The 21892-nt window shown below is 69.3% G+C and carries 22 protein-coding genes and 1 pseudogene; 7 read left to right on the top strand and 16 right to left on the bottom strand.

All coding sequences use genetic code 11. The annotated features are described in order from the left end of the window. Nucleotides 1–484: 484 nt before the first annotated feature. Together ACFVTC_RS06205 and ACFVTC_RS06200 are read right to left on the bottom strand one after the other, a co-directional pair. The gene (locus tag ACFVTC_RS06205; RefSeq protein ID WP_390124430.1) at nt 485–1153 is read right to left on the bottom strand and encodes a hypothetical protein; all 669 of its coding nucleotides are present in this window, start codon (nt 1151–1153) and stop codon (nt 485–487) included. Continuing rightward, nucleotides 1150–1293, bottom strand: coding sequence for a hypothetical protein (locus ACFVTC_RS06200; protein WP_390124427.1), 144 nt, complete (start codon nt 1291–1293; stop codon nt 1150–1152). Before ACFVTC_RS06200 ends, ACFVTC_RS06205 begins: the two co-directional genes overlap by 4 nt. Before the next feature lie 176 nt (nt 1294–1469). On the opposite strand from ACFVTC_RS06200, the gene dapA reads away from it, so the two are divergent. Continuing rightward, a complete protein-coding gene (dapA, locus tag ACFVTC_RS06195; protein ID WP_390124424.1) occupies nt 1470–2390 on the top strand; it encodes a 4-hydroxy-tetrahydrodipicolinate synthase in 921 nt (306 codons plus the stop codon). Nucleotides 2391–3058: 668 nt separating this feature from the next. Here the strand turns inward: dapA and ACFVTC_RS06190 are convergent. Beyond that, nucleotides 3059–3443, bottom strand: a pseudogene (locus tag ACFVTC_RS06190) (SigE family RNA polymerase sigma factor); the annotation flags it as partial. 149 nt (nt 3444–3592) lie between these two features. On the opposite strand from ACFVTC_RS06190, the gene ACFVTC_RS06185 reads away from it, so the two are divergent. Beyond that, a complete protein-coding gene (locus tag ACFVTC_RS06185) occupies nt 3593–4096 on the top strand; it encodes a hypothetical protein (RefSeq protein ID WP_390124421.1) in 504 nt (167 codons plus the stop codon). A gap of 725 nt (nt 4097–4821) precedes the next feature. Here ACFVTC_RS06185 and ACFVTC_RS06180 read toward each other — a convergent pair. Next, nucleotides 4822–5544 (bottom strand): hypothetical protein, encoded by a 723-nt coding sequence (locus ACFVTC_RS06180; RefSeq protein WP_390124419.1) that lies wholly within the window; start codon nt 5542–5544, stop codon nt 4822–4824. A 159-nt stretch (nt 5545–5703) separates the two neighbouring features. On the opposite strand from ACFVTC_RS06180, the gene ACFVTC_RS06175 reads away from it, so the two are divergent. Beyond that, on the top strand, nt 5704–6621 hold the full coding sequence (locus ACFVTC_RS06175) for a DUF6891 domain-containing protein (RefSeq protein WP_390124417.1): 918 nt from the start codon (nt 5704–5706) through the stop codon (nt 6619–6621). 497 nt (nt 6622–7118) lie between these two features. On the opposite strand, the gene ACFVTC_RS06170 is transcribed toward ACFVTC_RS06175, so the two are convergent. Then, nucleotides 7119–7526: a DUF6416 domain-containing protein gene (locus ACFVTC_RS06170; RefSeq protein WP_390124415.1), complete on the bottom strand. Its 408-nt coding sequence runs from the start codon at nt 7524–7526 to the stop codon at nt 7119–7121. A 289-nt stretch (nt 7527–7815) separates the two neighbouring features. Here ACFVTC_RS06170 and ACFVTC_RS06165 point away from each other — a divergent pair, with 289 nt between their 5' ends. The 3 genes from ACFVTC_RS06165 (at nt 7816) to ACFVTC_RS06155 (ending at nt 11226) form a co-directional block, all read left to right on the top strand. After that, complete coding sequence (locus tag ACFVTC_RS06165; RefSeq protein ID WP_390124413.1) at nt 7816–8361, top strand: GIY-YIG nuclease family protein; 546 nt, start codon at nt 7816–7818, stop codon at nt 8359–8361. 1430 nt (nt 8362–9791) lie between these two features. Beyond that, nucleotides 9792–10106, top strand: a complete 315-nt coding sequence (locus tag ACFVTC_RS06160; RefSeq protein ID WP_390124410.1) for a hypothetical protein — start codon at nt 9792–9794, stop codon at nt 10104–10106. A 373-nt stretch (nt 10107–10479) separates the two neighbouring features. Then, complete coding sequence (locus ACFVTC_RS06155) at nt 10480–11226, top strand: hypothetical protein (protein WP_390124408.1); 747 nt, start codon at nt 10480–10482, stop codon at nt 11224–11226. 573 nt (nt 11227–11799) lie between these two features. Here ACFVTC_RS06155 and dapD read toward each other — a convergent pair. The 3 genes from dapD to ACFVTC_RS06140 all read right to left on the bottom strand — a co-directional run bounded on the left by dapD (nt 11800) and on the right by ACFVTC_RS06140 (nt 13747). Next, complete coding sequence (gene dapD, locus ACFVTC_RS06150; RefSeq protein WP_390124406.1) at nt 11800–12792, bottom strand: 2,3,4,5-tetrahydropyridine-2,6-dicarboxylate N-succinyltransferase; 993 nt, start codon at nt 12790–12792, stop codon at nt 11800–11802. Nucleotides 12793–12863: 71 nt separating this feature from the next. Beyond that, nucleotides 12864–13427 (bottom strand): TetR/AcrR family transcriptional regulator, encoded by a 564-nt coding sequence (locus ACFVTC_RS06145; protein WP_390124403.1) that lies wholly within the window; start codon nt 13425–13427, stop codon nt 12864–12866. Beyond that, nucleotides 13427–13747: a multidrug efflux SMR transporter gene (locus tag ACFVTC_RS06140; protein WP_168527538.1), complete on the bottom strand. Its 321-nt coding sequence runs from the start codon at nt 13745–13747 to the stop codon at nt 13427–13429. The genes ACFVTC_RS06145 and ACFVTC_RS06140 overlap by 1 nt, the downstream gene beginning before the upstream one ends. A 279-nt stretch (nt 13748–14026) precedes the next feature. On the opposite strand from ACFVTC_RS06140, the gene ACFVTC_RS06135 reads away from it, so the two are divergent. Beyond that, the gene (locus tag ACFVTC_RS06135) at nt 14027–15007 is read left to right on the top strand and encodes an AbfB domain-containing protein (RefSeq protein WP_390124400.1); all 981 of its coding nucleotides are present in this window, start codon (nt 14027–14029) and stop codon (nt 15005–15007) included. Between the two features lie 160 nt (nt 15008–15167). Here the strand turns inward: ACFVTC_RS06135 and ACFVTC_RS06130 are convergent, their stop codons facing one another. From ACFVTC_RS06130 to ACFVTC_RS06095, 8 genes are all read right to left on the bottom strand, one after another. Beyond that, nucleotides 15168–15506 carry a metal-sulfur cluster assembly factor gene (locus ACFVTC_RS06130; RefSeq protein WP_168527540.1) on the bottom strand — a complete coding sequence of 113 codons (339 nt, stop codon included), beginning with the start codon at nt 15504–15506 and terminating at the stop codon, nt 15168–15170. Further along, on the bottom strand, nt 15503–15967 hold the full coding sequence (gene sufU / locus ACFVTC_RS06125) for a Fe-S cluster assembly sulfur transfer protein SufU (RefSeq protein ID WP_390124397.1): 465 nt from the start codon (nt 15965–15967) through the stop codon (nt 15503–15505). Before sufU ends, ACFVTC_RS06130 begins: the two co-directional genes overlap by 4 nt. Before the next feature lie 16 nt (nt 15968–15983). Beyond that, nucleotides 15984–17240 (bottom strand): cysteine desulfurase, encoded by a 1257-nt coding sequence (locus ACFVTC_RS06120; RefSeq protein ID WP_390124395.1) that lies wholly within the window; start codon nt 17238–17240, stop codon nt 15984–15986. Then, a complete protein-coding gene (gene sufC, locus ACFVTC_RS06115) occupies nt 17237–18001 on the bottom strand; it encodes a Fe-S cluster assembly ATPase SufC (protein WP_356800823.1) in 765 nt (254 codons plus the stop codon). The genes ACFVTC_RS06120 and sufC overlap by 4 nt, the downstream gene beginning before the upstream one ends. Before the next feature lie 7 nt (nt 18002–18008). Further along, nucleotides 18009–18338: a bifunctional 3-phenylpropionate/cinnamic acid dioxygenase ferredoxin subunit gene (locus ACFVTC_RS06110; RefSeq protein WP_390124393.1), complete on the bottom strand. Its 330-nt coding sequence runs from the start codon at nt 18336–18338 to the stop codon at nt 18009–18011. Beyond that, a complete protein-coding gene (gene sufD / locus ACFVTC_RS06105; RefSeq protein ID WP_390124391.1) occupies nt 18338–19555 on the bottom strand; it encodes a Fe-S cluster assembly protein SufD in 1218 nt (405 codons plus the stop codon). The genes ACFVTC_RS06110 and sufD overlap by 1 nt, the downstream gene beginning before the upstream one ends. 90 nt (nt 19556–19645) lie before the next feature. Then, nucleotides 19646–21070 carry a Fe-S cluster assembly protein SufB gene (gene sufB / locus ACFVTC_RS06100; protein ID WP_390124389.1) on the bottom strand — a complete coding sequence of 475 codons (1425 nt, stop codon included), beginning with the start codon at nt 21068–21070 and terminating at the stop codon, nt 19646–19648. Beyond that, nucleotides 21067–21819, bottom strand: coding sequence for a helix-turn-helix transcriptional regulator (locus tag ACFVTC_RS06095; protein ID WP_390124387.1), 753 nt, complete (start codon nt 21817–21819; stop codon nt 21067–21069). The genes sufB and ACFVTC_RS06095 overlap by 4 nt, the downstream gene beginning before the upstream one ends. Nucleotides 21820–21892: the final 73 nt, after the last annotated feature.

Genomic DNA, 21892 nt, shown 5'->3' with positions numbered 1-21892 from the left:
CGAGCAAGGCGGACGGCCGAGCAAGGCGGACGGCCGAGCAAGGCGGACGGCCGAGCAAGGCGGACGGCCGAGCAAGGCGGACGGCCGAGCAAGGCGGACGGCCGAGCAAGGCTGCGCAGGGGGACGACGATGTGGGGCGGCGCGGATGTCCGCGAGGTCGGCGGCGCGGGCGGATTGCGCGGGCGCGGGCGAGGGCCGAGGACGCGGGCGGCTCGCGCGGGCGTACGCGAGGGGCCGGGGACGCGGGGGGCTGCGCGGGCGTACGGGAGGCCGGGAACGCGGGGGGGGCTGCGCGGGCCTACGCGAGGCCCAGGGCAAAGACATGCTGCGCGCGGCGGGCGCGAGGCCCGGGACACGAAAGTGCTGCGCACGACGGGTGCGGGTTCGCCCGGCCGGGAGGGGAAGGGCTGCGCGGGCGAACGCGAAGTCCACGGCGGCGCACCGGCGGGCGCACGGTGCGCGTGGCCGCCGGTGTCCCGCTTCGCTACCCCCGCTCCCCGCTCTCGCCGAGACGCGCCAGCTGGGTCTGGAACCAGTCGAGCCGGGCCTGCAACAGGGCCGCCTCGGCTGCGAGTTCGGACACCCCGAGCCCGGCGGCCGGATCCACCACCGCGATCCCGCTCCCGGCACGGACCCGCAGCCCCTCCCCCGCCAGCCGGGCGAACCCGGCGAGCGACACGGATCTGCGGCCGCGTACGCAACCCGCGCAGGCTGCCGTCAGACCGCGCCAGCCCGGCCGCCCCCAGCCGGCGTCCGCGAACGCGGCGGCCACCGCGCCGCACGCGCAGGGGCCGACCGTCGCGGTGCGCACCCGCTGGCGGGCGTAGCGGAAACCCCGTTCGAAGCGGATGTACGCGCCGAGGACGGTGACCTCCAGAAGGGCGGCCGCCCGGTGCTCGGTGGTGCACAGCAGCGCCTCGGCGGTGGCGCGGTCATGCACGCAGTGGAAGCCGCAGTCGCAGCGGCGGTGCGGCGCACGGTGCCGCAGTCCGTAGACGCAGCGCGCCTCGTCCAGCACTCCGTACGGCAGCGCGCCGCCCAGCGAGACGCCGGTGAACCCGGCCCGGGTGCCGTCCTGGGACAGCACCGGGTGGGCGATCTTGTATCCGGTCGGCGGCTCCGTCGGGCGTTCCTCGGGGAGCCGCAGCCTCATCGGGCGACCGGGACCTCTTCGGGCGCGGCCGCCTCCGGCACCGCGACCTCCGCGATCCCCTCGGCCTGCCGGAGATCCTCTTCGTCCGCGCGGACCTGCTCCTCCGCGACTCCGGTGGCGAGTGCCCTGCCCAGCCTCATGACGCCTCCCGCGATCTGCCGTCGACTTCCGTCCTCGTCATGGTGACCCATGGGGGCCCGAGTTGGCACCAGTGCCTCCGACAAGCCCCCGAAAGAGGCACCTCGTAGCAGCCCTTCCGGCCATGTCGTAGAAGAATTAAGTGGAGCTTCACCATGCGGGTGCCGAGACTGCTCACATGACGCACACCCCTCGCACCACGGCCCCGGCAACACCCGCGCCTCCCTTCGGCCGTGCGCTCTGCGCGATGGTCACGCCCTTCACCGGAGCGGGCGCGCTCGACCTCGACGGGGCGGCGCTGCTCGCCGACCGGCTGGTCCGCGGAGGCTGCGACGGTCTGGTCCTGTCCGGCACCACGGGCGAGTCCCCGACCACGACTGACGCCGAGAAGTCCGCGCTCGTGAGGGCCGTGCGGGAGGCGGTCGGCGACCGCGTGTCGATCCTCGCCGGCGTCGGCACCGCCGACACACGGCACACCGTGGAGCTGGCCCGGGAGGCCGAAAAGGCGGGCGCGGACGGCCTGTTGGTCGTCACCCCGTACTACAGCAGGCCGCCGCAGGACGCCGTCGAGGCCCACTTCCGCGAGGTCGCCGACGCCACCGGACTGCCGCTCGCACTCTACGACATCCCCGGCCGCACCGGCACCCGCATCGAACCCGACACCCTGATCCGGCTCGCCGGGCACCCCCGGATCGTGGCCGTGAAGGACTGCGCGTACGACCTGCTCGCTACCCAGAAGGTGATGGCCCAGGCGGAGTTGGCGTACTACACCGGGTGCGACGAGTACGTGCTCGCGCTGCGGGCGATCGGCGGAGCCGGGTACATCAGCACGGTGGCGAACGCCGCCCCGGGCGTCTTCCGCGCGATCCTCGACGCCTTCGACTCCGGGGACACCGCCGAGGCGGCCCGCCGCCAGCGGCAGGTGATCCCGCTGGTCGAGTCGATGATGTCAGCCGGTCTGCCCGGCGCGGTCACGGCGAAGGCCCTGCTCGGCCGGCTCGGCCTGCCCGCGGGTCCGGTCCGCGCGCCGCTGCGGTCCGCCGGCCCTGAGGTGGCCGACGGACTGCTGGCGGTGTACGAAGAGCTGGTGGCCGGCTGATCAGCGCTCGGCGAAGACGGGCTCCCACGGCTGCTGCGCCGGGCCGCTGTCCGGTCCGGGGCCACCGCTCAGTGGTACGACCTTGTCGCTGCCGATCGTGACCAGCACGAGCCGGGGCCGGTACAGGGTCCCGCCCGGGAGCCTCTCCCAGGCGATGAGCCCTCTTGTCCTCGACCCAGGCGAGCAACCGCGCTCCACGCACCACGCACCACGCACCACGCACCACGCACCAGGGTGACCCGTTCGCCGGTGCGCGGATCGAGGAGCGCGGAATAGAACTTGTCGGGCTTCTCGCGCGTCAGGGCGCGCGCGGCGAGGCCGCCGTCCGGGGACAGCTGCGCGCCGACGCCCGCCCGGAGGTACCGCTCGTTGGCCGGTGCGGGCACCTTCTCACCCGCCAGGTCTTAGAACTGCCGCATGCCGTCCCGGCCGCCCGCGACGACGACCCGTGAGTACACCAGTCCGCCGTCGCGGCTGAAGGAGAAGTCCTCGCGGGAGGCGGTGTAGCGGCCGGGTGCGACACGGCTCCAAGTCCCCTTGCCGGACGCCACGTCGACGACGAGGAACCCGGACCGGCTCGACCGGCCGAAGCGCGGCACCCGGTCGATCCCGGACTGGCCCTGCGCCTTGTCACGCAGGTCCGGGTTCTCGTCGTAGGTCGTCGCGACAAGGTCCTCGTAGTAGCGCAGGACGAGCACGGTGCGCCGGCGTGCGGTGAGCCGGGCCGGCGCACCGCGCATCACGACGCGCAGCTCGGCCGCGGCCGAGGAGTCCGTGCCGTGGCGCGCGCCCTCCGGCGGCTCGGCGACGCTCACCTCCCGCCGGGGCCTTCAGCCGCCAGCGGCTCACCTGCTGCCGGTACAGGACCTGTCGTACGTACGCCTCGGGTTCGTCGATGCGGTGCCAGCGCCCGGCGGCCTTGATCAGGGCGTTCTGCAGCAGGTCCTCGGCGGCGTGGCGGTCCCCGCCGCCGAGCAGGACGGCCGTCCTCAGCAGCACGGACGACCGGTTCGCCACCAACTCCCGGAAGATCTCCCGTGCTTCGGCATCCATCGTCGCCTTCGTCCTTCCCGCGGGTCTTCTCCGACGGCCCTTGCCGCGCTCCCCTGTCCCGTACGACGTGCGGGACCGGCCGCCACCATGCCGCCGGCCGGAGGGAAAACACGCGGCCTCCTCCACCCGGTGTCCCTTACCGTGGCCCCGTGAGCCGACCACTGCTGTTCCTCGACGTCGACGGCCCGCTGAACCCGTACGCGGCCCAGCCGGAGCGCCGGCCCGAGGGGTACACGACGATCCGGGTGACGCTGACCCCCGGCAGGCCCCTGCGCGTCTGGCTCCACCCCGAGCACGGCCGCGCCCTCCTGGGCCTCGGTTACGACCTGTGCTGGGCGACGACCTGGATGGACGCCGCCAACCACCACATCGGCCCGGTCATCGGTCTGCCCGCGCTCCCGTACGTAGACTTCACGGGCGCCCTGTTCGCCACACGGCCGGACGGCGTGCACTGGAAGACGGAGCGCATCGTGACGTACGCGGCGGGCCGGCCCTTCGCCTGGGTGGACGACGAACAGTCCCCGGCCGACGACACGTATGTGACCGCCCACCATCCCGCCCCCGCGCTCCTGCACCATGTCGACCCCCGACGGGGCCTGCTCGCACCGGACTTCACGGCATTGGAGGAGTTCGCTGCGACGCTGACCGCGTAGCGGAGTCACGGATGCCGCGCAGATCACCCCGCGAGCTGGGGGCCACCCTGTCCTATGGACCCGGCGACGGTGCGGTGAGCACGCTCTTCGTCAGTACGTGTCCTGGGCCGCCGTCGTGTGCTGCCGTGCACACGTACCTCTTCGTCGACGGCCTCGACGTGGTCGCGCGCAGCGTCAGCAGAATGGCCGGCCTCGATCCGAGGCGACTGCTCCGCCGGGCGGACCGCTCTGTCCGACGGAGACGCCGAGCAGGGTGGCTGTGGCAGCGCAGGAACGGCCTGAACCGGGCCCGGACAGGCTGACCGTCCGGGTCCGGCTCCGCGGAGAGACGGTCGTCCGGTCCGACCTGATGTACCCGGGCCCCGATGGCGGGCTCGTCGACAGGGTTCGCTTCCGCCTGGAGCAGTACCTGGGCGAGATCGAGCGCGCGTACGCGGTGTGGAGGATCAGCCGGTGTTCCCGCCCGGCGAACCGGGGTGAGTGAGCGGCCGAGGCCGACCCGTGCCGGCCTTCCCCGTCCTTCCGACCGGGCTCCCCGGCCTGTCTCAGCCATCTCCCCACCCGTCGTGCACGTCCAGGGGCGGCGGCGACCGTACGGGACGGGCCGATCATGCGAACGGCGACAGGCCCAGGCCCTCCGGGTGAACGAGCAACGAGTCGAGGCACGCGTCCCAAAAGGCCCCTTGAGTGAGCGAGTCGGCCCGGGTTCGCGCTGACCACCCACATCAGTACCGGTGGCCGGGCCAGTGCGGATCCGTCCAGCGGTCCTCCTCGGTGAGGCCGAGCAGCCGTATCCGGTGCCGCAGATCGGCCGACGCGCCCGACTCCCGGAGCCGCACCGCGGCGTGCTCGAGGAGCCAGCCGACCAGTTCGGCGCGCATCTCCTCCTCATCGTGCTCGTACCAACACCCGCCCCACGGCAGGCTGTCCCCCAGGAGTTCGTACTCCCATTCCGCCACCGCCTCGGCGAGCCAGGGACCGACGGTCCCCGATGCCTCGGCGCACACCAGGAAGACTTCATGCGCAGGAACGATCGCATCCGGGTCGGTAAGGCTCTGCACCCACCAGGCGTGCAGGAAATCGCGTACCGCGTCTGCCTGATCGTCGGACCACTCCTGCCAGCGACCGCGGGCGAAGCAGTACCCGGCCTCGTGCAGCCCGGACAGGGCTCTCGCGCGACCGGCGACCAACACGGTGGCGAACTGCGGCAGTATGCGGCGCAACACGGCCGCGTGATCGGTCCAGTCGACGGCCTGCCAGGTCCGGCGCAGGAGATCCGGCTCCAGTTCCACGTCCGGCGTCTTCAGGAGGGAGACTTCCTCGGAACTGCCCCAGTGACAGTCGCAGTTGTACTCGTCCGGATGCACGGTCGTACCGCGGAAGGTGTCGGCCAGGTTGTCCAGAGCGGCGCTGAGGCGACGGCGTGCGGGATGGTCGGCGGGATGCATGAGGTGCCCGGCCTTCGAGGACTCCGTACGGCTTCCGCCGCCCGAAGATCGCCACCCTACCGCCAAGTTGCCGGGATCAGGGCTGGTCCGGCTGTGGCGGTGCAGTCGCGTGGCGCATCCCTTGGGGCTGCTGTCAGAGGGGTGTGTCAGAGTCTGCGCATGCTCGAGATCGTGGTGAAGACGGAGAACCGGGAGCGGCATGTTCGTGTGTCCGCCGGGGAACTGGCCGGGCTGGTCCGGCGTATGGGCGGTGACGACGACCGGTTCTTGGTGCTCCTCCGGATACCCGACCTGCCGGATGTCTTCGCCCAGGTCTGGCACGAGGCGGGTGGCGACTACACCCTGGAACACCGCGACGGCGCCGCCGACCGGCATTTCCAGGCGACGGTCGACAGTCCCGAGGTCCTGATCGCGGCGCTCACCGGCTGGGCTCGCCGGGAGGATGGCTGGGACTCCGGTCCGGCCTGGTCCCTGTTGGACATGGGCCCCGCCCGTGAGGTGCCGCTTCTCGACCTCGACGACGACGAGCGCGTGGAGTTGGAGACGCGCGTATGGGAGGTGCTGGTCGGCGGCTACGCTTCCCGCGCCGAACTGGCCGAGCTGGCTGAGGAGTATCTGGTCACCGAGGAGCGGCGGCCCGTCTCGCGCGAGCAGGCGGAGGCGCTGGCAGACCGGATGTGGCTGCAACGCGTGGCGGAGCAGGCCGGATGGCAGGGCGAGACGGACCCTGAGCGGCTCACCCGCGCGTTCGTTGCGCTCGAGGAGGCCGGCATCACCGCCCGCGAGAACTTCACCTGCTGTCGTACCTGCGGTCAGTCCGAGATCGTCGGCGAAGGCAGACCCGACGCCCGCGGCTTCGTCTACTTCCACACCCAGTGCACGGACTCCGCCGCGGCCGGGCACGGACTCATGCTTCTCTACGGTGGCCTCGACGGCTCGTCCGAGACGACCGCGGCCATCGGCGACGAGGTCGTGGCCGCCCTCGAAGCGGCCGGCCTCGACACCGAGTGGGACCGGAACCCTGACCGGGCCATCACCGTCACTCCCCTGGACTGGCGCCGCCGCCTGGTCGGATAGGGCGAGGAGGTCCAGCGGTCGCACCTACGGTCTGGACGCATTCCATGACGCACATCGTTCCCTTGGGCGTGCCGAATGCGGGTCAAAGGCGTGTCGAAGGCCGGTCGCAAAGACGCCCGGCACGGGAAGGCAAGCAGGTCGGCACGCGTGCGACAGGCTCCTTCCAGACGCTCGGTCGTTCGGAACGTGCCACAGCCGTGCCACATCGTGCGGTCAACCACGGTCGACAACGGCCCGCCACAGTCAAGATGCGCCCTTCACCTGGGTGCCACGACAGCCCGGGTGACCTGGGGACCCCCCCACACAGATCACATCCGCCTCGCAGGGCCGCCATCCCCTTACGCACGAGCGCCCTCCCCGGCCGCCCTGGGGGCCGGGGAGGGCGCTCGATGGCTACCGGCGTCCACAACTGCCGTGATTCCACCGGCGATTCGGAGTGGTGCTTCGGTGACCGGCCGCAAGTCACGCCCGCCGATGATCAGTTGTGGCTGTGCAGATCACGCATCTCCGAGCTGAGCGGCCAGGAAAACCGCTGCCACCGAGGGGCGCACTGCGTACGTCGCCCCCGCGCTCCCCTCGGGTGCCTCCCACCAGTAGAACGGAAGCCTCCGCCCGCTGTTGCTGTGTCCCTTACTCATCCCGGACAGCACTCCTGCCACGCGCCGCGCCGGATCGCTCTCGTTCGGCCCGCCCAGGGCCTTGTCCACCAGCTCCGTGCAGTGGATCCTCCGGCCAGGGTTGCGAGCCAGGTACTCGAGCACCTGCCGGGCCTGCGGTGCGAGTTCAGCCAAGAACGCCTCGGCGCGCTGCAAGTCCGCTGGGCCCCATTCCGGGGCGCTGTAGTGCCCCTCTTCGCCTGAGTGCTCAGCCCATCGCGGATCAACCTCAGACAGATAGTCGGTCATGTCCGCCCCCAACACTTGTACTCAGCGTGTGTGTCGTTGGCACCGTACAGAGCCACCAGGACACTGCGTGTCGAATCTGTGTCGAAGTTCTACTGACCAGCCGCTCAACTGAGGAGAGCCACAGGTCAAGAGGAGGACGGGGTGCAGCCACAGAGCGCCTTCCAAGCACCTGGGCTCCCTGATCACAGCATCGTCTTCCCACCTGACCAGGCCCGCTGGTGGTTGGAGCGGATCACTGTCAGCGCCAGCAGGTAGCCTGCGGCGATCAAGCCGACGCAGGGGAGGCTCCATGGCAGCTACCGCTCTCACGACACCCAGTAGGTTGTGGACGGCGCGGGAGGTACTGAGCCGGTCGAACCCCGTGCCCGCGGCATCCGGTGTGTACGGGTGGTACTTCGAGCAGGCACCCCACCCAGGGCTGGCTGCCGGACGCATGCTCTATGTCGGCATAGCACCGCGGTACATGGCGAACCGGACCAGCACGCAGAATCTTCGAGACCGCGTGCGCTACCACTTCCGGGGCAACGCCGAAGGGTCAACGCTGCGGAAGTCTCTCGGCTGTCTGCTCGACTTGGAGCTGCGACGAGTGGGCAGCGGCAAGCGGATGACGTTCGGCCAGTCCGGCGAGGCGAAACTCAGCCAGTGGATGGCGGACAACGCTCGCGTTTGTTGGGTAGAGCATGACGAGCCCTGGACGCTGGAGTCGGAGCTCATCTCGCAACTGGACCTGCCGCTGAACCTGGACCAGAACGGCCACAATGCCTTCCACGCTCAGCTCAAGGAGATCCGAGCCAGAGCACGGCAGCGGGCCAGGGAACTTCCCATCAGCGCGTAGAGGCCCAAAGCCTGACATCACCGGTTGACATCAACGACGACGGACCGGAGCACACAGTGGCGGCCACGACCCGAAAGCTGATGCAGCCCCACGGGCGCGTTACCCGAAGCGCATGAGGTCCGGAATCGAACTCCTAAAGCGGTGGTCATAGGGCGAGGTCGTCAGCAGCAACGCCGCAACAGCAGCCACCAGCGATATCACCCGACGGGCGGCCCTGCTAAGCGGATGCGCCGATCTGTAAAGCACAGCCAAGGGCATAGCCGCGACGTTTCGCTGAACCAGGCTGCCGAGAGAACCATTTGCGGTACGCATGTACGGCCAAGCGATGGAGCCTAGGCCCAGACGGAGGATCAGCATGCGAGGAAGAGAGCTGCCGTACACCAGTGCGTCTGACCAGCGTGACGCGATGGAGTACATGCAGGAGTGTTACGTAGACGAAGGTGTCGACCGCTCCAGGGAGCCTGCGGTACTGGTGCGTGCCAGCGCTGGCGGTAGCCGCGATGTCTTCCACGGTAACGAGAACTGCGGCCTCGTGGCCGGTGACGGACGGCGCCTGACTGAGGCAAGTTGGATGCTGCTTGGCGATGCACAGAGTGTGAGATATCGACCGTGCGAGCGCTGTGGATCTCCTGCCAGCTAGAGCTCATCTGCCTCGTACTGCCCTGGTCGACCGTTGCATTTTCCATCTCATTGATCCGGGGCGAGTGTCTAACTGCATGACAACGCCAACGGACGAGCACGAACGTCTGTGGACAGTCAGTGCAGGTGAGAGGCACGTCAACCCGAGGCAGCGCTCTCAGTCAAGTTGTCTCGAGACGAAGAAGCCATGACCCATGTCTCGCGGCTGCAGTGGGCCCGGAGTACGCGATGCTTGGGGTATGTCCCCTGAACCCAGCGCTGCTCCGTCCATGACCACTCACGTCGGCGTGGGGACCGACTGAACCACCAGAGTCTTCACGTGGGAGGAAGGCGCACGCATCGAGGTCCGCAACCTGGGAGGAGAGATCGTCATCGAGGCCAACGCTGTCGGGTTGAAGGCCCTGGCCGGCCACCTCCTCACGCTCGCCCAAGACGGCACACCGGACGGTGCTCATCTCCATCCGGAGGAGAACGACGGGCTCGAAGAAGGCTCTGTAGGGCTGGTCTTGGAGCGGTACGACGACGAATGAATCGTGCCAGACACGTGCCAGATCGTGCGGGGAACCACGGGGGAACATCGGGGAGCCGATCCGCGTCGCGCAGCAGCAGGTCAGCCCCAGAGCAAGCCCTAGCTGCCCTGAGCTTCCCAAGCTGATGCGCTCGGCCCGATCCTCGCACTGGTGTCTTGGTCCTCACCGTGACGGGGAGACCGTTCAGCGTGGCGTGCACCAGCCCCGGCCCTGTGGCGGCACTCTGGCGACCCATCAAAGGCCCGCTGAGGAGATGCGCCCGTGACGAACTTCGACCAAGTACGGACGTCAGAGCTGCCAACCGGCAAGGTGGAGTTGGCGCTGAGTCCTGAACACCTTCTCAACACTCCTCTGTCCGATCTTCTCGCGGAGCTGGACGTCACGCTCGATGAGTCCTCGATCACCGACCCAAGCTTCACGGGCGCTGCCGTGGTCACCCGGGATCGTGTGATTCTTTCCATGAGACCAGGCCAACCGGACTACGAGCGCGATGCCGTTGCACGCGCTCTGTTGGGACACGTTCTCGACGTGCCGTTGTCGCCGTTGCCTGAGCCGTACCGCACGAGCGAGGTATGAGCCGGTCGGCCGTCCCTGGGCCGTATCTGGCCCGTCCGAGGTTGCCCGACAGCGGCCAAGGACGACCGACGACGACCACCAGGCGCACGTGGCCACCGCCCCTGACCATCAAAGATCCAGCCCATCAAGATCCCCGACAAGACCCAGGGCAAGAAGAAGGTACACACACTGATCACGCCCCCTGCCCGCGTGTCTCCTGTTGGTGGGGAGTCTGTCGCTGTGCTGGAGCGGTCTCTGGGCCTCAGCTGCTTGGTTGGGCCGTCACACGGCAGGACCAAACGGCTGAGCTACAGCAGTGGCATGTGGCAGGACCGCAGACCGAGTGGCTGGTCTGGAAGGAAATGGTGTCGGAGGCCTGGTCTAGAGTCGGCCCGTGACCCACAGTCGTTCCCGTGCCGGGGCGCCCTGCAAGCCTGACTTGCCGTCCTACCAAGTTGTCCTGGCGACGACCGACTGGGGTTCGCTCCGGACGGCTTTCGGGTCCGGTGAGGACCTTCCCAAGGTTCTGACGCAGCTTTTGGAGCCTGATCCGAAGGTCCAGGTAACCGCCTTGTGGGAGCTGGGTGAGCTGGTCGGCCATCAGAACACCATTTACGAAGCCACCGCCCCCGCCGTCATGTACGTGGCCGGCATCCTCACCCACCCGGCGGCCATGACGCGGCGGCCGTATCGCGATGTCCCCATCCGCGCGACGTTGTTGGCCTGGCTGGCCTCCACGCTTCACGACGCCTCCGACGAGCTCGTCGCCCGCAACGAGGAGTACTTCCCCGGCTTCCTCACCCACTGCACCACCGTGGCGGCCCTCCGGGACCTGCGCCCGATGCTCTACAGGGCCGTCGCACCTTTCCTGCATGACAGCCACGAGGATGTGCGTGAAGCCGCCGTCATCGCCGCGCTCCTCCTCGCCGAACACCCCGCGCTCGCCGGGCACCGTGCTCACCTCGCCGTGCACGCGCGCCGCATCCTGGACACCAGCAGGAACGACCCCGACCGGCGCGTCGCATGGAAGGCCCTCGAAGCATGGGGCCACAATCCGCCCGGCCCGGAGCCTCTTCTGGAGGAGGCCGAGGACCGGGGGCCGCACAGCGATGGCCGCGGCGATCTCGAACCTCCCTTCTGACCGATCCGGATCGATCACTTCTGGGGGAGGGTCAGAGTGCGCACCGACGGCTCGGCTACAACAGCGGGCTCCGGCACTCTCAAATGACAGAACACGGACGGCGCGACCACACGTTCCACGGCTGTCCCGAGCAGCGGTCGAACTCGCACAGCAACACTCGCCCTTTGACCTGGTTAGGGCGACGGTGTGAAGCCGGCGGACCTGCGGATCGCTGTGGAGGTGTGCAAGTCGGCACGTTCGGTGGAACTCGACGGATTGGCCGGGCGACCTCCTGAGATCCGCCCGATGCCACAGTTGTTCGGGTGACATCCAACGCTGACGTCAACGACCACGGACAGCTGCGGCATCGCGCGGCTGGAGGCGGCACCTCTGCACGCAGTTGGGCCCGGCCAAGGTCCAGTTGGATCGAACTCACAAGGCCGATGTCTCCCTCGACGCACGAGCGCCCTCCCCGGCCGCCCTGGGGGCCGTGAAAGGGCGCTCGATGGCTACCGGCGTCCACAACTGCCGCGAGTTCAGCGGCGATTCGGAGTGGTGCTTCGGTGACCGGCCGCAAGTCACGGCCTTAGATGATCAGTTGTGGCTGTGCAGGATCTCGTTCAGCCCGCCCCACACCGCGTTGTTCGGCCGGGCCTCGACCGTTCCGGTGACCGAGTTGCGGCGGAAGAGGATGTTGGACGCGCCGGAGAGCTCACGGGCCTTGACGATCTGGCCGTCGGGCATGGTCACGCGGGTTCCCGCCGTGACGTACAGGCCCGCCTCGACCACGCACTCGTCGCCGAGGGCGATGCCGACGCCGGCCTCGGCGCCGACCAGGCAGCGCTCGCCGATGGTGATGCGGACGTTGCCGCCGCCGGACAGGGTGCCCATGGTGGAGGCGCCCCCGCCGATGTCCGAGCCGTCGCCGACGACGACGCCGGCCGAGATGCGGCCCTCGACCATCGAGGTGCCGAGGGTGCCCGCGTTGAAGTTCACGAAGCCCTCGTGCATCACGGTGGTGCCCTCGGCGAGGTGCGCGCCGAGCCGGACGCGGTCGGCGTCGGCGATGCGGACGCCCTTGGGCGCGACGTAGTCCGTCATGCGCGGGAACTTGTCGATGGACGTCACCTGGAGGTGCAGTCCCTCGGCGCGGGCGTTGAGCCGTACCTTCTCGACGTCGTCGACGGCGACCGGGCCGAGCGAGGTCCAGGCGACATTGGCGAGGTGGCCGAAGATGCCGTCCAGGCTCTGGCCGTGCGGCCGTACGAGTCGGTGCGAGAGCAGGTGCAGCCGCAGGTACGCGTCGTGCGCGTCGATCGGCTTCTCGTCCAGCGAGGTGATGACCGTGCGGACCGCGACCACTTCGACGCCCCGGCGGGCGTCGGGCCCGATGGCTTTGGCGGCGCCTTCACCGAGCAGTTCGACGGCACGCTCGGCGGACAGCCGCTCGGTGCCGGCCGGCCCGGGTTCTGTGGACAGTTCGGGCGCGGGGAACCAGGTGTCGAGGACGGTGCCGTCGGCGGTGAGGGTGGCGAGGCCCGCGGCGACGGCGCCGGTGGTGGTGCGCGTAGCAGTCGTGTCGGTCATGGGTGAAACCTAACGCGGGCCGGGCCGCGCGGGCCAACCGGTGCCCCCGCCGCCCACCCGTGCTCAGCCCCTCAGCCCTCGGCTCCGCTCCCGTCTCCGCCGATCAGCCGTCCCAGCACCTCCCGCGCGTACGTCTCGTCGTAGGTCCCCCCGGTCAGCAGCACCTGGAGGCAGATGCCGTCCAGCAGGGCCACGAGCGCCCGCGCCGTGACGGAGTCGGTGCGGCGGGCGAGGGGGTCGACGAGGCCCTGGACCCAGGCGGCGGCGACGGGGCGCAGCGCGGGGCGGCGCAGGGCGGCGAGGTACAGCTCGTACTCCAGCTCGACTCCCGTGCGCTCCCCGGCGAGCCATGCGCCCATGAGCCCGGCGAGTTCGCCCGCGAGGTCGACGCGGGGGTCCTCCAGCGCGCCACGCGCGGCAACCATCTCGGCGAAGCCCTCGTTCGTCTGGCGCAGGGCGGCGACCATGAGTTCGTCGAGGGTCTTGAAGTGGTACGTGGTGGAGCCCAGCGGCACATCGGCCTCGGCGGCGACGGAGCGGTGGCTCAGCCCAGCGAGTCCCTTGTCGCCCACCACCCTGATCGCCGCGTCGATGATGCGCTGGCGTCGCTCGGGATCGTAGCGGCGCGGGGCCATCAGTGGGCTCCGCCCAGGTTCAGCACCACGACCCCGCCGATGATCAGCAGTACCCCGGCCACCTTGGTGACGGTGAGCGCCTCCCCGAGGAAAAGCATGCCGATCGCGGCGATGACGGCGGTCCCGGCGCCGGCCCAGATCGCGTAGGCCGTGCCGACCTGGACGGTCTTGAGGCACTGCGCGAGCAGGAGGAAGGCGACGACGTATCCGAGGGCGGTCACCAGTGACGGCCACAGTCTACTGAAGCCCTCGCTGTACTTCATGGCGGTCGTGGCGGCCACCTCGGAGACGATGGCTCCGGCGAGCAGCAGGTATCCCATGTGTACGAGGGTACACATCGATGCGTACACCTGTACACAGGCGGCTCACGCCGCTCGCGATGGGCGGTGTCCGGGGGCCGCCGAGCCTTGGGGATCGCGGGAGATCGGAAGGGATCACTCACTGCAAACGACTGCTCAGAACTCACCGTTTCCACTACTGTTTCACCAGCCGCACACCCGATCTTCACGGCCGACGCCGGTCCGGGCGCTCGCGCCCCTCTTGTACGGAAATCAGTGGACGAATCCGCGTGCGCCCCGGGCCACGCTGGAGGAACGCGCATGCCTGAGATATCGCCGGACCCCGAGCGTGGGCCCGACCGTCCCGCGCCCACCCCGGAGGAACCCGCCTGGCGTCCCACTCCTCACGGTGCCCGCCACCCGGCGGAACCGCCTTCCTTCACCGGGTCCCCGGCGCCCTGGCCGATCGGTGCGGACCCGGACGGGGAACGGCTGCCCGGAACCCGGCGGCTCTGGCTGGCCGGAGGACTCGCGGTGGCGGTTCTCGTCACCACCGCGATCGCCGTACTGGACAACAGAACTGACGTCGCGTCACGGGACCGGGCGAACCGGACCGTCTCCGACACGGAACTGCCCCTGCTGACCGGCGACTTCACCACGACCACCACCGGGGCGGCGACCCGGGCCGGCGAGCCCACCCCGTCCTCCGCACGGGCCTCCGGCTCCCCGCCGACGGGCCCGGCCTCCGCCACGTCCGCGGAACGGGGCTCCGGCAGCGAGGCCGCCCCCGACAGCACCGGACCGTCGCAAGCGGCCCCTTCCGGCAAGCCTCCCGCGCCCCGGCCCTCGTCCACGCCCTCGCCCTCGTCCACGCCCCCGCCGAAGTCGGTCCGGTCCGTCAACTACCCGGACCGGTACTGGCACTTGCGCCACGGCTACGTCCGTCTCGACGAGGTCACCACCCGCAGTCCGGCCGACATCAGGCGGGACGCCGACTTCACGGTGGTGGCGGGGCTCGGGAACGCCTCCTGCTACTCCTTCGCCACCGCCGACGGCGGCTACCTCCGCCATCGGGACTTCGTCCTGCGCGACGACCGCGACGACGGTTCCGCCCTCTTCGAGCGGGACGCCACCTTCTGCCCCCGGACCTCGGCGTACAGCGGCGCCGTCATGCTGGAGTCGCTGAACTATCCAGGCCGCTATCTGCGGCACCGCGACTTCCGGCTCCGTCTGGAGGCGTACGACAACTCCCGGGTCTTCCGCGCGGACTCGGCGTTCCGTGTGGTCGACGGCCTGGCCTGAGCCCGGAATCGGGGCCGGGTAACCGGCGACGGAGCGCGAACAGCGGAAACGTGCGTGGCCCCCGGCGAAGTGCCGGGGGCCACGCACGTACGACGCCGGGGTGGGCGTACGACCGGACGCCGCGGAGGACGTCCGGTCGAAGGCCCGGACGGACGACCGGTCAGACGTTGAAGCCGAGTGCCCGAAGCTGCTCGCGCCCGTCGTCCGTGATCTTGTCCGGGCCCCACGGCGGCATCCAGACCCAGTTGATGCGCAGTTCGTTGACGATGCCGTCCGTGGCGGACTTGGCCTGGTCCTCGATGACGTCGGTGAGCGGGCAGGCCGCGGACGTCAGGGTCATGTCGATCGTCGCGATGTTCGCGTCGTCGATGTGGATGCCGTAGATCAGGCCGAGGTTGACGACGTCGATGCCCAGCTCGGGGTCGACGACGTCGTACAGCGCCTCGCGGAGTTCGTCCTCCGAGGCCGGCTTCGTCGTCAAGGTCTCGTTCTCGCTCATGCCGTCTTCCTCTCGGCGCTCTCGCCCAGAGCCTGGGCGGTCGCGTCCTTCCACGCCATCCAGCTGAGGAGGGCGCACTTGACCCGGGCCGGGTACTTGGAGACACCGGCGAACGCGACCGCGTCCTCCAGCACCTCCTCCATCGCCTCGTCCGGCTCGGTCCGGCCCTTGGACTGCATCAGCTCCAGGAAGGTCTCCTGGATCTTCTGCGCCTCGGACACGTCCTTGCCGACGAGCAGATCGTTGAGCACGGACGCCGAGGCCTGGCTGATGGAGCAGCCCTGCCCCTCGTACGAGATGTCCGTGATCTGCTCACCGTCGTACTTCACGCGCAGCGTGATCTCGTCGCCGCACGTCGGGTTGACGTGGTGCACCTCGGCATCGCCATCCCGCAAGCCCCGCCCGTGCGGGTGCTTGTAGTGGTCCAGGATGACTTCCTGGTACATCGAATCCAGCTTCACGATCCCAGCCAGCCCCTCAGCCGAAGAAGTTCCGGACGTGCTCCAGGCCGTCGACCAGAGCGTCGATCTCGGCCGGCGTGGAGTACAGGTAGAACGACGCTCGCGTGGTCGCAGGAATTCCGTACCGCAGGCAGACCGGCCGCGCGCAGTGGTGTCCCACCCGGACCGCGATGCCCTGCTCGTCCAGGACCTGGCCCACGTCGTGCGGGTGGATGTCACCCAGCGTGAACGAGATCGCCGCGCCGCGGTCCTCGGCCGTGGTCGGGCCGATGATCCGCAGGTCGGGGACCTCGGTGAGCCGCTTCACCGCGTACTCGGTGAGCGCGTGCTCGTGGGCGAGGATCTTGTCCATGCCGATCGCGTTCAGGTAGTCGATCGCCGCGCCGAGACCGACCGCCTGGGCGATCGGCGGGGTGCCCGCCTCGAACTTGTGGGGCGCCGGGGCGTACGTCGACGAGTGCATCGACACCGTCTCGATCATCTCGCCGCCGCCCAGGAACGGGGGCAGGTCCTCCAGCAGTTCCTGGCGGCCCCAGAGGACGCCGATGCCGGTCGGACCGCACATCTTGTGGCCGGTGAAGGCCACGAAGTCGGCCTGGAGGGCCTGTACGTCCAACGGCATGTGCGGAGCGGCCTGGGAGGCGTCGATGCAGACCAGTGCGCCGACCTCCTGGGCGCGGCGCACTATCGCCTCGACCGGGTTCACGGTGCCCAGGATGTTCGACACCAGCACGAAGGAGACGATCTTCGTCTTCTCGGTGATGATCTCGTCGATGTTCGAGAGGTCGAGACGGCCGTCGTCGGTCAGGCCGAACCACTTCAGCTTCGCGCCCGTGCGCTGCGCCAGCAGCTGCCACGGAACGATGTTGGAGTGGTGCTCCATCTCCGTGATGACGATCTCGGTCTCGTGGTCGACCCGGTAGGGCTCGTCGGCCCAGCCGAGCATGTTGGCCACGAGGTTGAGCGACTCGGAGGCGTTCTTGGTGAAGATCACCTCGTCGCGGCTCGGCGCGTTGATGAACGCGGCGACCTTGTCGCGCGCGCCCTCGTACAGCGCCGTGGCCTCCTCGGCGAGCACATGCACACCGCGGTGGACGTTGGCGTTGTACTGCTCGTAGTAACCACTGAGGGCGTCCAGCACCTGGCGCGGCTTCTGCGAGGTCGCCGCGTTGTCCAGGTACACGAGCTTCCGGCCGTCGTGGACCTGTCGGTCCAGGATGGGGAAGTCCTTGCGGATCGCCTCGGTGTCGAGGAGGCCCGGCAGCTGCGTCACGCTGATACGCCACCCTTCGTGTAAGCCTCGTACCCCTCGTTCTCCAGCTTGTCGGCGAGCTCGGCACCGCCGGACTCGACGATCCGACCGGCGGAGAAGACGTGGACGAAGTCAGGCTTGATGTAGCGCAGGATGCGCGTGTAGTGCGTGATGAGCAGGGTGCCCACCTCGCCGGTCTCGCGGACGCGGTTCACGCCCTCGGAGACGACGCGCAGGGCGTCGACGTCCAGGCCGGAGTCGGTCTCGTCGAGGATCGCGATCTTCGGCTTGAGAAGCTCCAGCTGAAGGATCTCGTGGCGCTTCTTCTCACCGCCGGAGAAGCCCTCGTTCACGTTGCGCTCGGCGAAGGCGGGGTCCATGGAGAGGCGCTCCATGGTCTCCTTGACCTCCTTCACCCACGTACGCAGCTTGGGGGCCTCGCCGCGGACGGCGGTGGCGGAGGTGCGCAGGAAGTTGGAGACGGAGACACCGGGGATCTCGACCGGGTACTGCATCGCCAGGAACAGGCCCGCGCGGGCGCGCTCGTCGACGGACATCTCCAGGACGTCCTCGCCGTCGAGGGTCACGGTGCCACCGGTGATCGTGTACTTCGGGTGGCCCGCGAGCGAGTAGGCGAGGGTCGACTTGCCCGAGCCGTTGGGGCCCATGATGGCGTGCGTCTCGCCCTGCCGGACGGTGAGGTCGACGCCCTTGAGGATCTCCTTCGTGGCGTTGTCGGCCTCGACGGTGACGTGCAGGTCGTGGATTTCAAGCGTAGCCATGGGTTCCTCAGGACTCCTGGGAGAGGGAGACGAGCACATCGTCCCCTTCGATCTTTACGGGGTAAACGGGGACGGGGCGCGTCGCGGGCAGGCCGGACGGTTTGCCGGTGCGGAGGTCGAACGCGGAGCCGTGCAGCCAGCACTCGATCTGACAGTCCTCCACCTCGCCCTCGGAGAGCGAGACGTTCGCGTGCGAGCAGACGTCGTTGATCGCGAACACCTCCCCCTCGGTCTTCACGACCGAGACCGGCGTGCCGTCGAGTTCCACCCGCTTCGGGGTGTCCTCCTCCAGCTCGCTCAGCCCACAGGCGCGTACGAACGTCGTCGAGGCGGTCATCAGAGCGACGCCTCCAGCTCCTCGTCGATCTTCACGAGAAGGCGCTCTTCGATGTCGTCGACGCCGATCTGCTGGACCAGTCCGGCGAAGAAGCCGCGGACCACGAGCCGACGGGCCTCGTCGGCCGGGATCCCCCGGGCCATCAGGTAGAAGAGCTGCTCGTCGTCGAAGCGGCCGGTGGCGGAGGCGTGACCGGCGCCGACGATCTCGCCCGTCTCGATCTCCAGGTTCGGCACGGAGTCGACGCGGGCACCGTCGGTCAGAACCAGGTTGCGGTTCATCTCGTAGGTGTCCGTGCCCTCGGCCTTGGCCTCGATGAGGACGTCGCCGATCCACACCGCGTGGGCACCGTCGCCCTGGAGCGCGCCCTTGTACATGACGTTGGACTTGCAGTGCGGGGTGTTGTGGTCCACCAGGAGGCGGTGCTCCTGGTGCTGGCCGGCGTCCGTGAAGTACAGGCCGAACAGCTCGGCCTCGCCGCCGGTGCCGGCGTAGGAGACCCGCGGGTGCAGGCGTACGACGTCGCCGCCGAAGGTGACCACGAACGACTTGAAGGTGGCGTCCCGGCCGATGAGGGCGTTGTGCTGGCCCACGTGGACGGCGCTGTCGTCCCAGTCCTGGACGGAGACGACGGTGAGCTTGGCTCCGTCGCCCAGCACGAAGTCGACGTTGGCGGCGAGCACCGCGTCGCCCGTGTGGTCGATGACGACGACGGCCTCGGCGAAGGCTCCGAGCTCGACGACCTGGTGGCCGTAGGCGACCCCGCCCTCGCCGTGCACGGCGATGCGGATCGGCTCGGTGAGCACCGTCTCCTTGGGGACGGTGACGACACCGGCCTTCTCGAACGCCGAGTACGCCTGGGCGGCGACGCGGTCGACGGGGGTGCCCGCCGTGCCCAGCCGGGCGTCGTCGCGGCCGACGGTCTCCACGAGGACGCCCTCGGGCGCCTGGACGTCGACGTTCACGCCGTCACCGGTGGCGACCGCGGTGCCGTCGTGCAGCCCGCGCAGGCGCTCCAGCGGGGTGAAGCGCCATTCCTCCTCGCGGCCGTGGGGGACCGGGAAGTCCGCCACGTCGAAGGACGGGGGCGCGCTCATGCGGGTGGCGACGGTCGACTCGGCGGCCACCGCGATCTGCCCGGCGGTGGTGGAACCCAGCGGTGGGGGTCCCCCCGCCCGAACGGAGTTGAGGGTGGGGGAGTTCTGAGCCTCGGCCATGGCTGTCGGTCTGCTCTCTTTCCTGCGTCGGTGGAGATCCTCGGGCCCGCCGGGAGGGGCGGGCCACCAGCTGTTTCCGGAAGGCGGCGGTTAACCGACCGAGCCTTCCATCTGCAGTTCGATCAGCCGGTTGAGTTCGAGGGCGTACTCCATCGGCAGTTCCTTGGCGATCGGCTCGACGAAGCCGCGCACGATCATCGCCATCGCCTCGAACTCGGTCATCCCTCGGCTCATCAGGTAGAAGAGCTGGTCCTCGGAGACCTTGGAGACCGTCGCCTCGTGGCCCATGGACACGTCGTCCTCGCGGACGTCCACGTAGGGGTACGTGTCCGAGCGGGAGATCGTGTCGACGAGCAGCGCGTCGCACAGCACGTTGGACTTCGAGCCGTGGGCACCCTCACCGATCTCGACCAGACCGCGGTACGAGGTGCGGCCACCGCCGCGCGCCACCGACTTGGAGACGATGTTCGACGAGGTGTTCGGCGCCATGTGGACCATCTTGGAGCCGGCGTCCTGGTGCTGGCCCTCGCCCGCGAAGGCGATGGACAGGGTCTCGCCCTTGGCGTGCTCGCCCATCAGGTAGACGGCCGGGTACTTCATGGTGACCTTGGAGCCGATGTTGCCGTCGATCCACTCCATGGTCGCGCCCTCGTACGCCACGGCGCGCTTGGTGACCAGGTTGTAGACGTTGTTCGACCAGTTCTGGATGGTCGTGTAACGGCAGCGGGCGCCCTTCTTCACGATGATCTCGACGACCGCGGAGTGCAGGGAGTCCGACTTGTAGATCGGCGCCGTACAGCCCTCGACGTAGTGGACGTAGGCGTCCTCGTCCACGATGATCAGCGTCCGCTCGAACTGGCCCATGTTCTCCGTGTTGATACGGAAGTAGGCCTGGAGCGGGATCTCGACGTGCACACCCTTCGGCACGTAGATGAAGGAGCCGCCGGACCACACCGCGGTGTTCAGCGACGCGAACTTGTTGTCGCCGACCGGGATGACCGTGCCGAAGTACTCCTTGAAGAGCTCCGGGTGCTGCTTGAGAGCGGTGTCGGTGTCCAGGAAGATGACGCCCTGCTCCTCCAGGTCCTCACGGATCTGGTGGTAGACGACCTCGGACTCGTACTGGGCCGCGACACCCGCGACGAGGCGCTGCTTCTCCGCCTCCGGGATGCCGAGCCTGTCGTACGTGTTCTTGATGTCCTCGGGCAGGTCCTCCCAGGACTCCGCCTGCTTCTCCGTGGAGCGCACGAAGTACTTGATGTTGTCGAAGTCGATGCCCGACAGGTCCGAGCCCCAGTTGGGCATGGGCTTCTTCTCGAAGAGGCGCAGGCCCTTGAGGCGGAGCTTGGTCATCCACTCCGGCTCGTTCTTCTTCGCGGAGATGTCGCGGACGACGTCCTCGTTGATGCCGCGCTTCGCAGAGGCACCGGCCACGTCGGAGTCGGCCCAACCGTATTCGTACGTACCCAGACCCTCGAGCTCGGGGTGGGCAGTCTCCTCGATGGGGAGCGTCATGCGGGGTTCCTCCCGGCGGTGCTTGCAGATGCGTTGGGATCGCGCTGATCGGACTTGGAAATCTTGGGGATGAACGTCGTGCACACACCGTCGCCGTGGGCGATGGTGGCCAGCCGCTGGACATGTGTGCCGAGCAGCTGGGAGAAGAACTCGGTCTCCGCCTCGCACAGCTGCGGGAACTGCTCGGCGACATGCGCGACCGGGCAGTGGTGCTGGCAGAGCTGCTCGCCGACCGGTGCGCTACGCGCCGTAGCAGCGTACCCGTCCGCGCTCAGGGCCTTGGCCAGGGCTTCGGTGCGGCCCTCGGGGGCCGCGGACTCGATGACCTCGCGGTACGCGTCGGCCTGGGCGGCGATCCTGGCACGGGCGAAGGCGACGATCGCCTCGTCCCCGCCCTCACGCTCCGCGATCCATCGCAGGGCGTCCGCGGCGAGCTTGTCGTAGGACTGGTCGAAGGCGTCCCGGCCGCAGTCGGTCAGGGCGAACACCTTGGCGGGGCGGCCGCGCGTGCGCGCGCCGTAGACCCGCTGCTCGCGTGCTTCCACGACGTCGTCGGCGACGAGCGCGTCGAGGTGGCGGCGCACGGCGGCCTGGGTCAGCCCCAGCCGCCCCGCGAGGTCGGCCACCGTCGACGGGCCGTGGTCCAGGATGGACCGCGCGACCCGGTTGCGGGTTGACCGCTCACCGGTCGCGAGCTCCTCCTGCGGGGCCCCCGCGGGGGTCTCCCGAGCCTCGCCAACGTTTTTCACAACGCCATTGTTGCGTAATTCCTCAGGGCCTGACAAGCCGCGTCCCAGGAGGCGGACGGTGCGGTGCATCACT

Source organism: Streptomyces sp. NPDC057950 (assembly GCF_042887295.1).
In the GTDB taxonomy this organism is placed as follows: domain Bacteria; phylum Actinomycetota; class Actinomycetes; order Streptomycetales; family Streptomycetaceae; genus Streptomyces; species Streptomyces kaempferi.
Note: the sequence above shows the minus strand (reverse complement) of the source record. Positions and strands in the feature narration are given on the sequence as shown.

Excerpts from the sequence above, each read along its gene's own strand:
- sufD (WP_390124391.1), bottom strand. The coding sequence starts at position 19,555 with ATGGCCGAGGCTCAGAACTCCCCCACCCTCAACTCCGTTCGGGCGGGG.
- dapD (WP_390124406.1), bottom strand. The coding sequence starts at position 12,792 with ATGACCGACACGACTGCTACGCGCACCACCACCGGCGCCGTCGCCGCG.
- ACFVTC_RS06130 (WP_168527540.1), bottom strand. The coding sequence starts at position 15,506 with ATGAGCGAGAACGAGACCTTGACGACGAAGCCGGCCTCGGAGGACGAA.
- ACFVTC_RS06180 (WP_390124419.1), bottom strand. The coding sequence starts at position 5,544 with ATGCATCCCGCCGACCATCCCGCACGCCGTCGCCTCAGCGCCGCTCTG.
- ACFVTC_RS06110 (WP_390124393.1), bottom strand. The coding sequence starts at position 18,338 with ATGACCGCCTCGACGACGTTCGTACGCGCCTGTGGGCTGAGCGAGCTG.
- ACFVTC_RS06200 (WP_390124427.1), bottom strand. The coding sequence starts at position 1,293 with ATGAGGCTGGGCAGGGCACTCGCCACCGGAGTCGCGGAGGAGCAGGTC.
- ACFVTC_RS06145 (WP_390124403.1), bottom strand. The coding sequence starts at position 13,427 with ATGGCCCCGCGCCGCTACGATCCCGAGCGACGCCAGCGCATCATCGAC.
- sufC (WP_356800823.1), bottom strand. The coding sequence starts at position 18,001 with ATGGCTACGCTTGAAATCCACGACCTGCACGTCACCGTCGAGGCCGAC.
- ACFVTC_RS06140 (WP_168527538.1), bottom strand. The coding sequence starts at position 13,747 with ATGGGATACCTGCTGCTCGCCGGAGCCATCGTCTCCGAGGTGGCCGCC.
- ACFVTC_RS06175 (WP_390124417.1), top strand. The coding sequence starts at position 5,704 with ATGCTCGAGATCGTGGTGAAGACGGAGAACCGGGAGCGGCATGTTCGT.
- ACFVTC_RS06165 (WP_390124413.1), top strand. The coding sequence starts at position 7,816 with ATGGCAGCTACCGCTCTCACGACACCCAGTAGGTTGTGGACGGCGCGG.
- ACFVTC_RS06205 (WP_390124430.1), bottom strand. The coding sequence starts at position 1,153 with ATGAGGCTGCGGCTCCCCGAGGAACGCCCGACGGAGCCGCCGACCGGA.
- dapA (WP_390124424.1), top strand. The coding sequence starts at position 1,470 with ATGACGCACACCCCTCGCACCACGGCCCCGGCAACACCCGCGCCTCCC.
- sufB (WP_390124389.1), bottom strand. The coding sequence starts at position 21,070 with ATGACGCTCCCCATCGAGGAGACTGCCCACCCCGAGCTCGAGGGTCTG.
- ACFVTC_RS06135 (WP_390124400.1), top strand. The coding sequence starts at position 14,027 with ATGCCTGAGATATCGCCGGACCCCGAGCGTGGGCCCGACCGTCCCGCG.
- ACFVTC_RS06170 (WP_390124415.1), bottom strand. The coding sequence starts at position 7,526 with ATGACCGACTATCTGTCTGAGGTTGATCCGCGATGGGCTGAGCACTCA.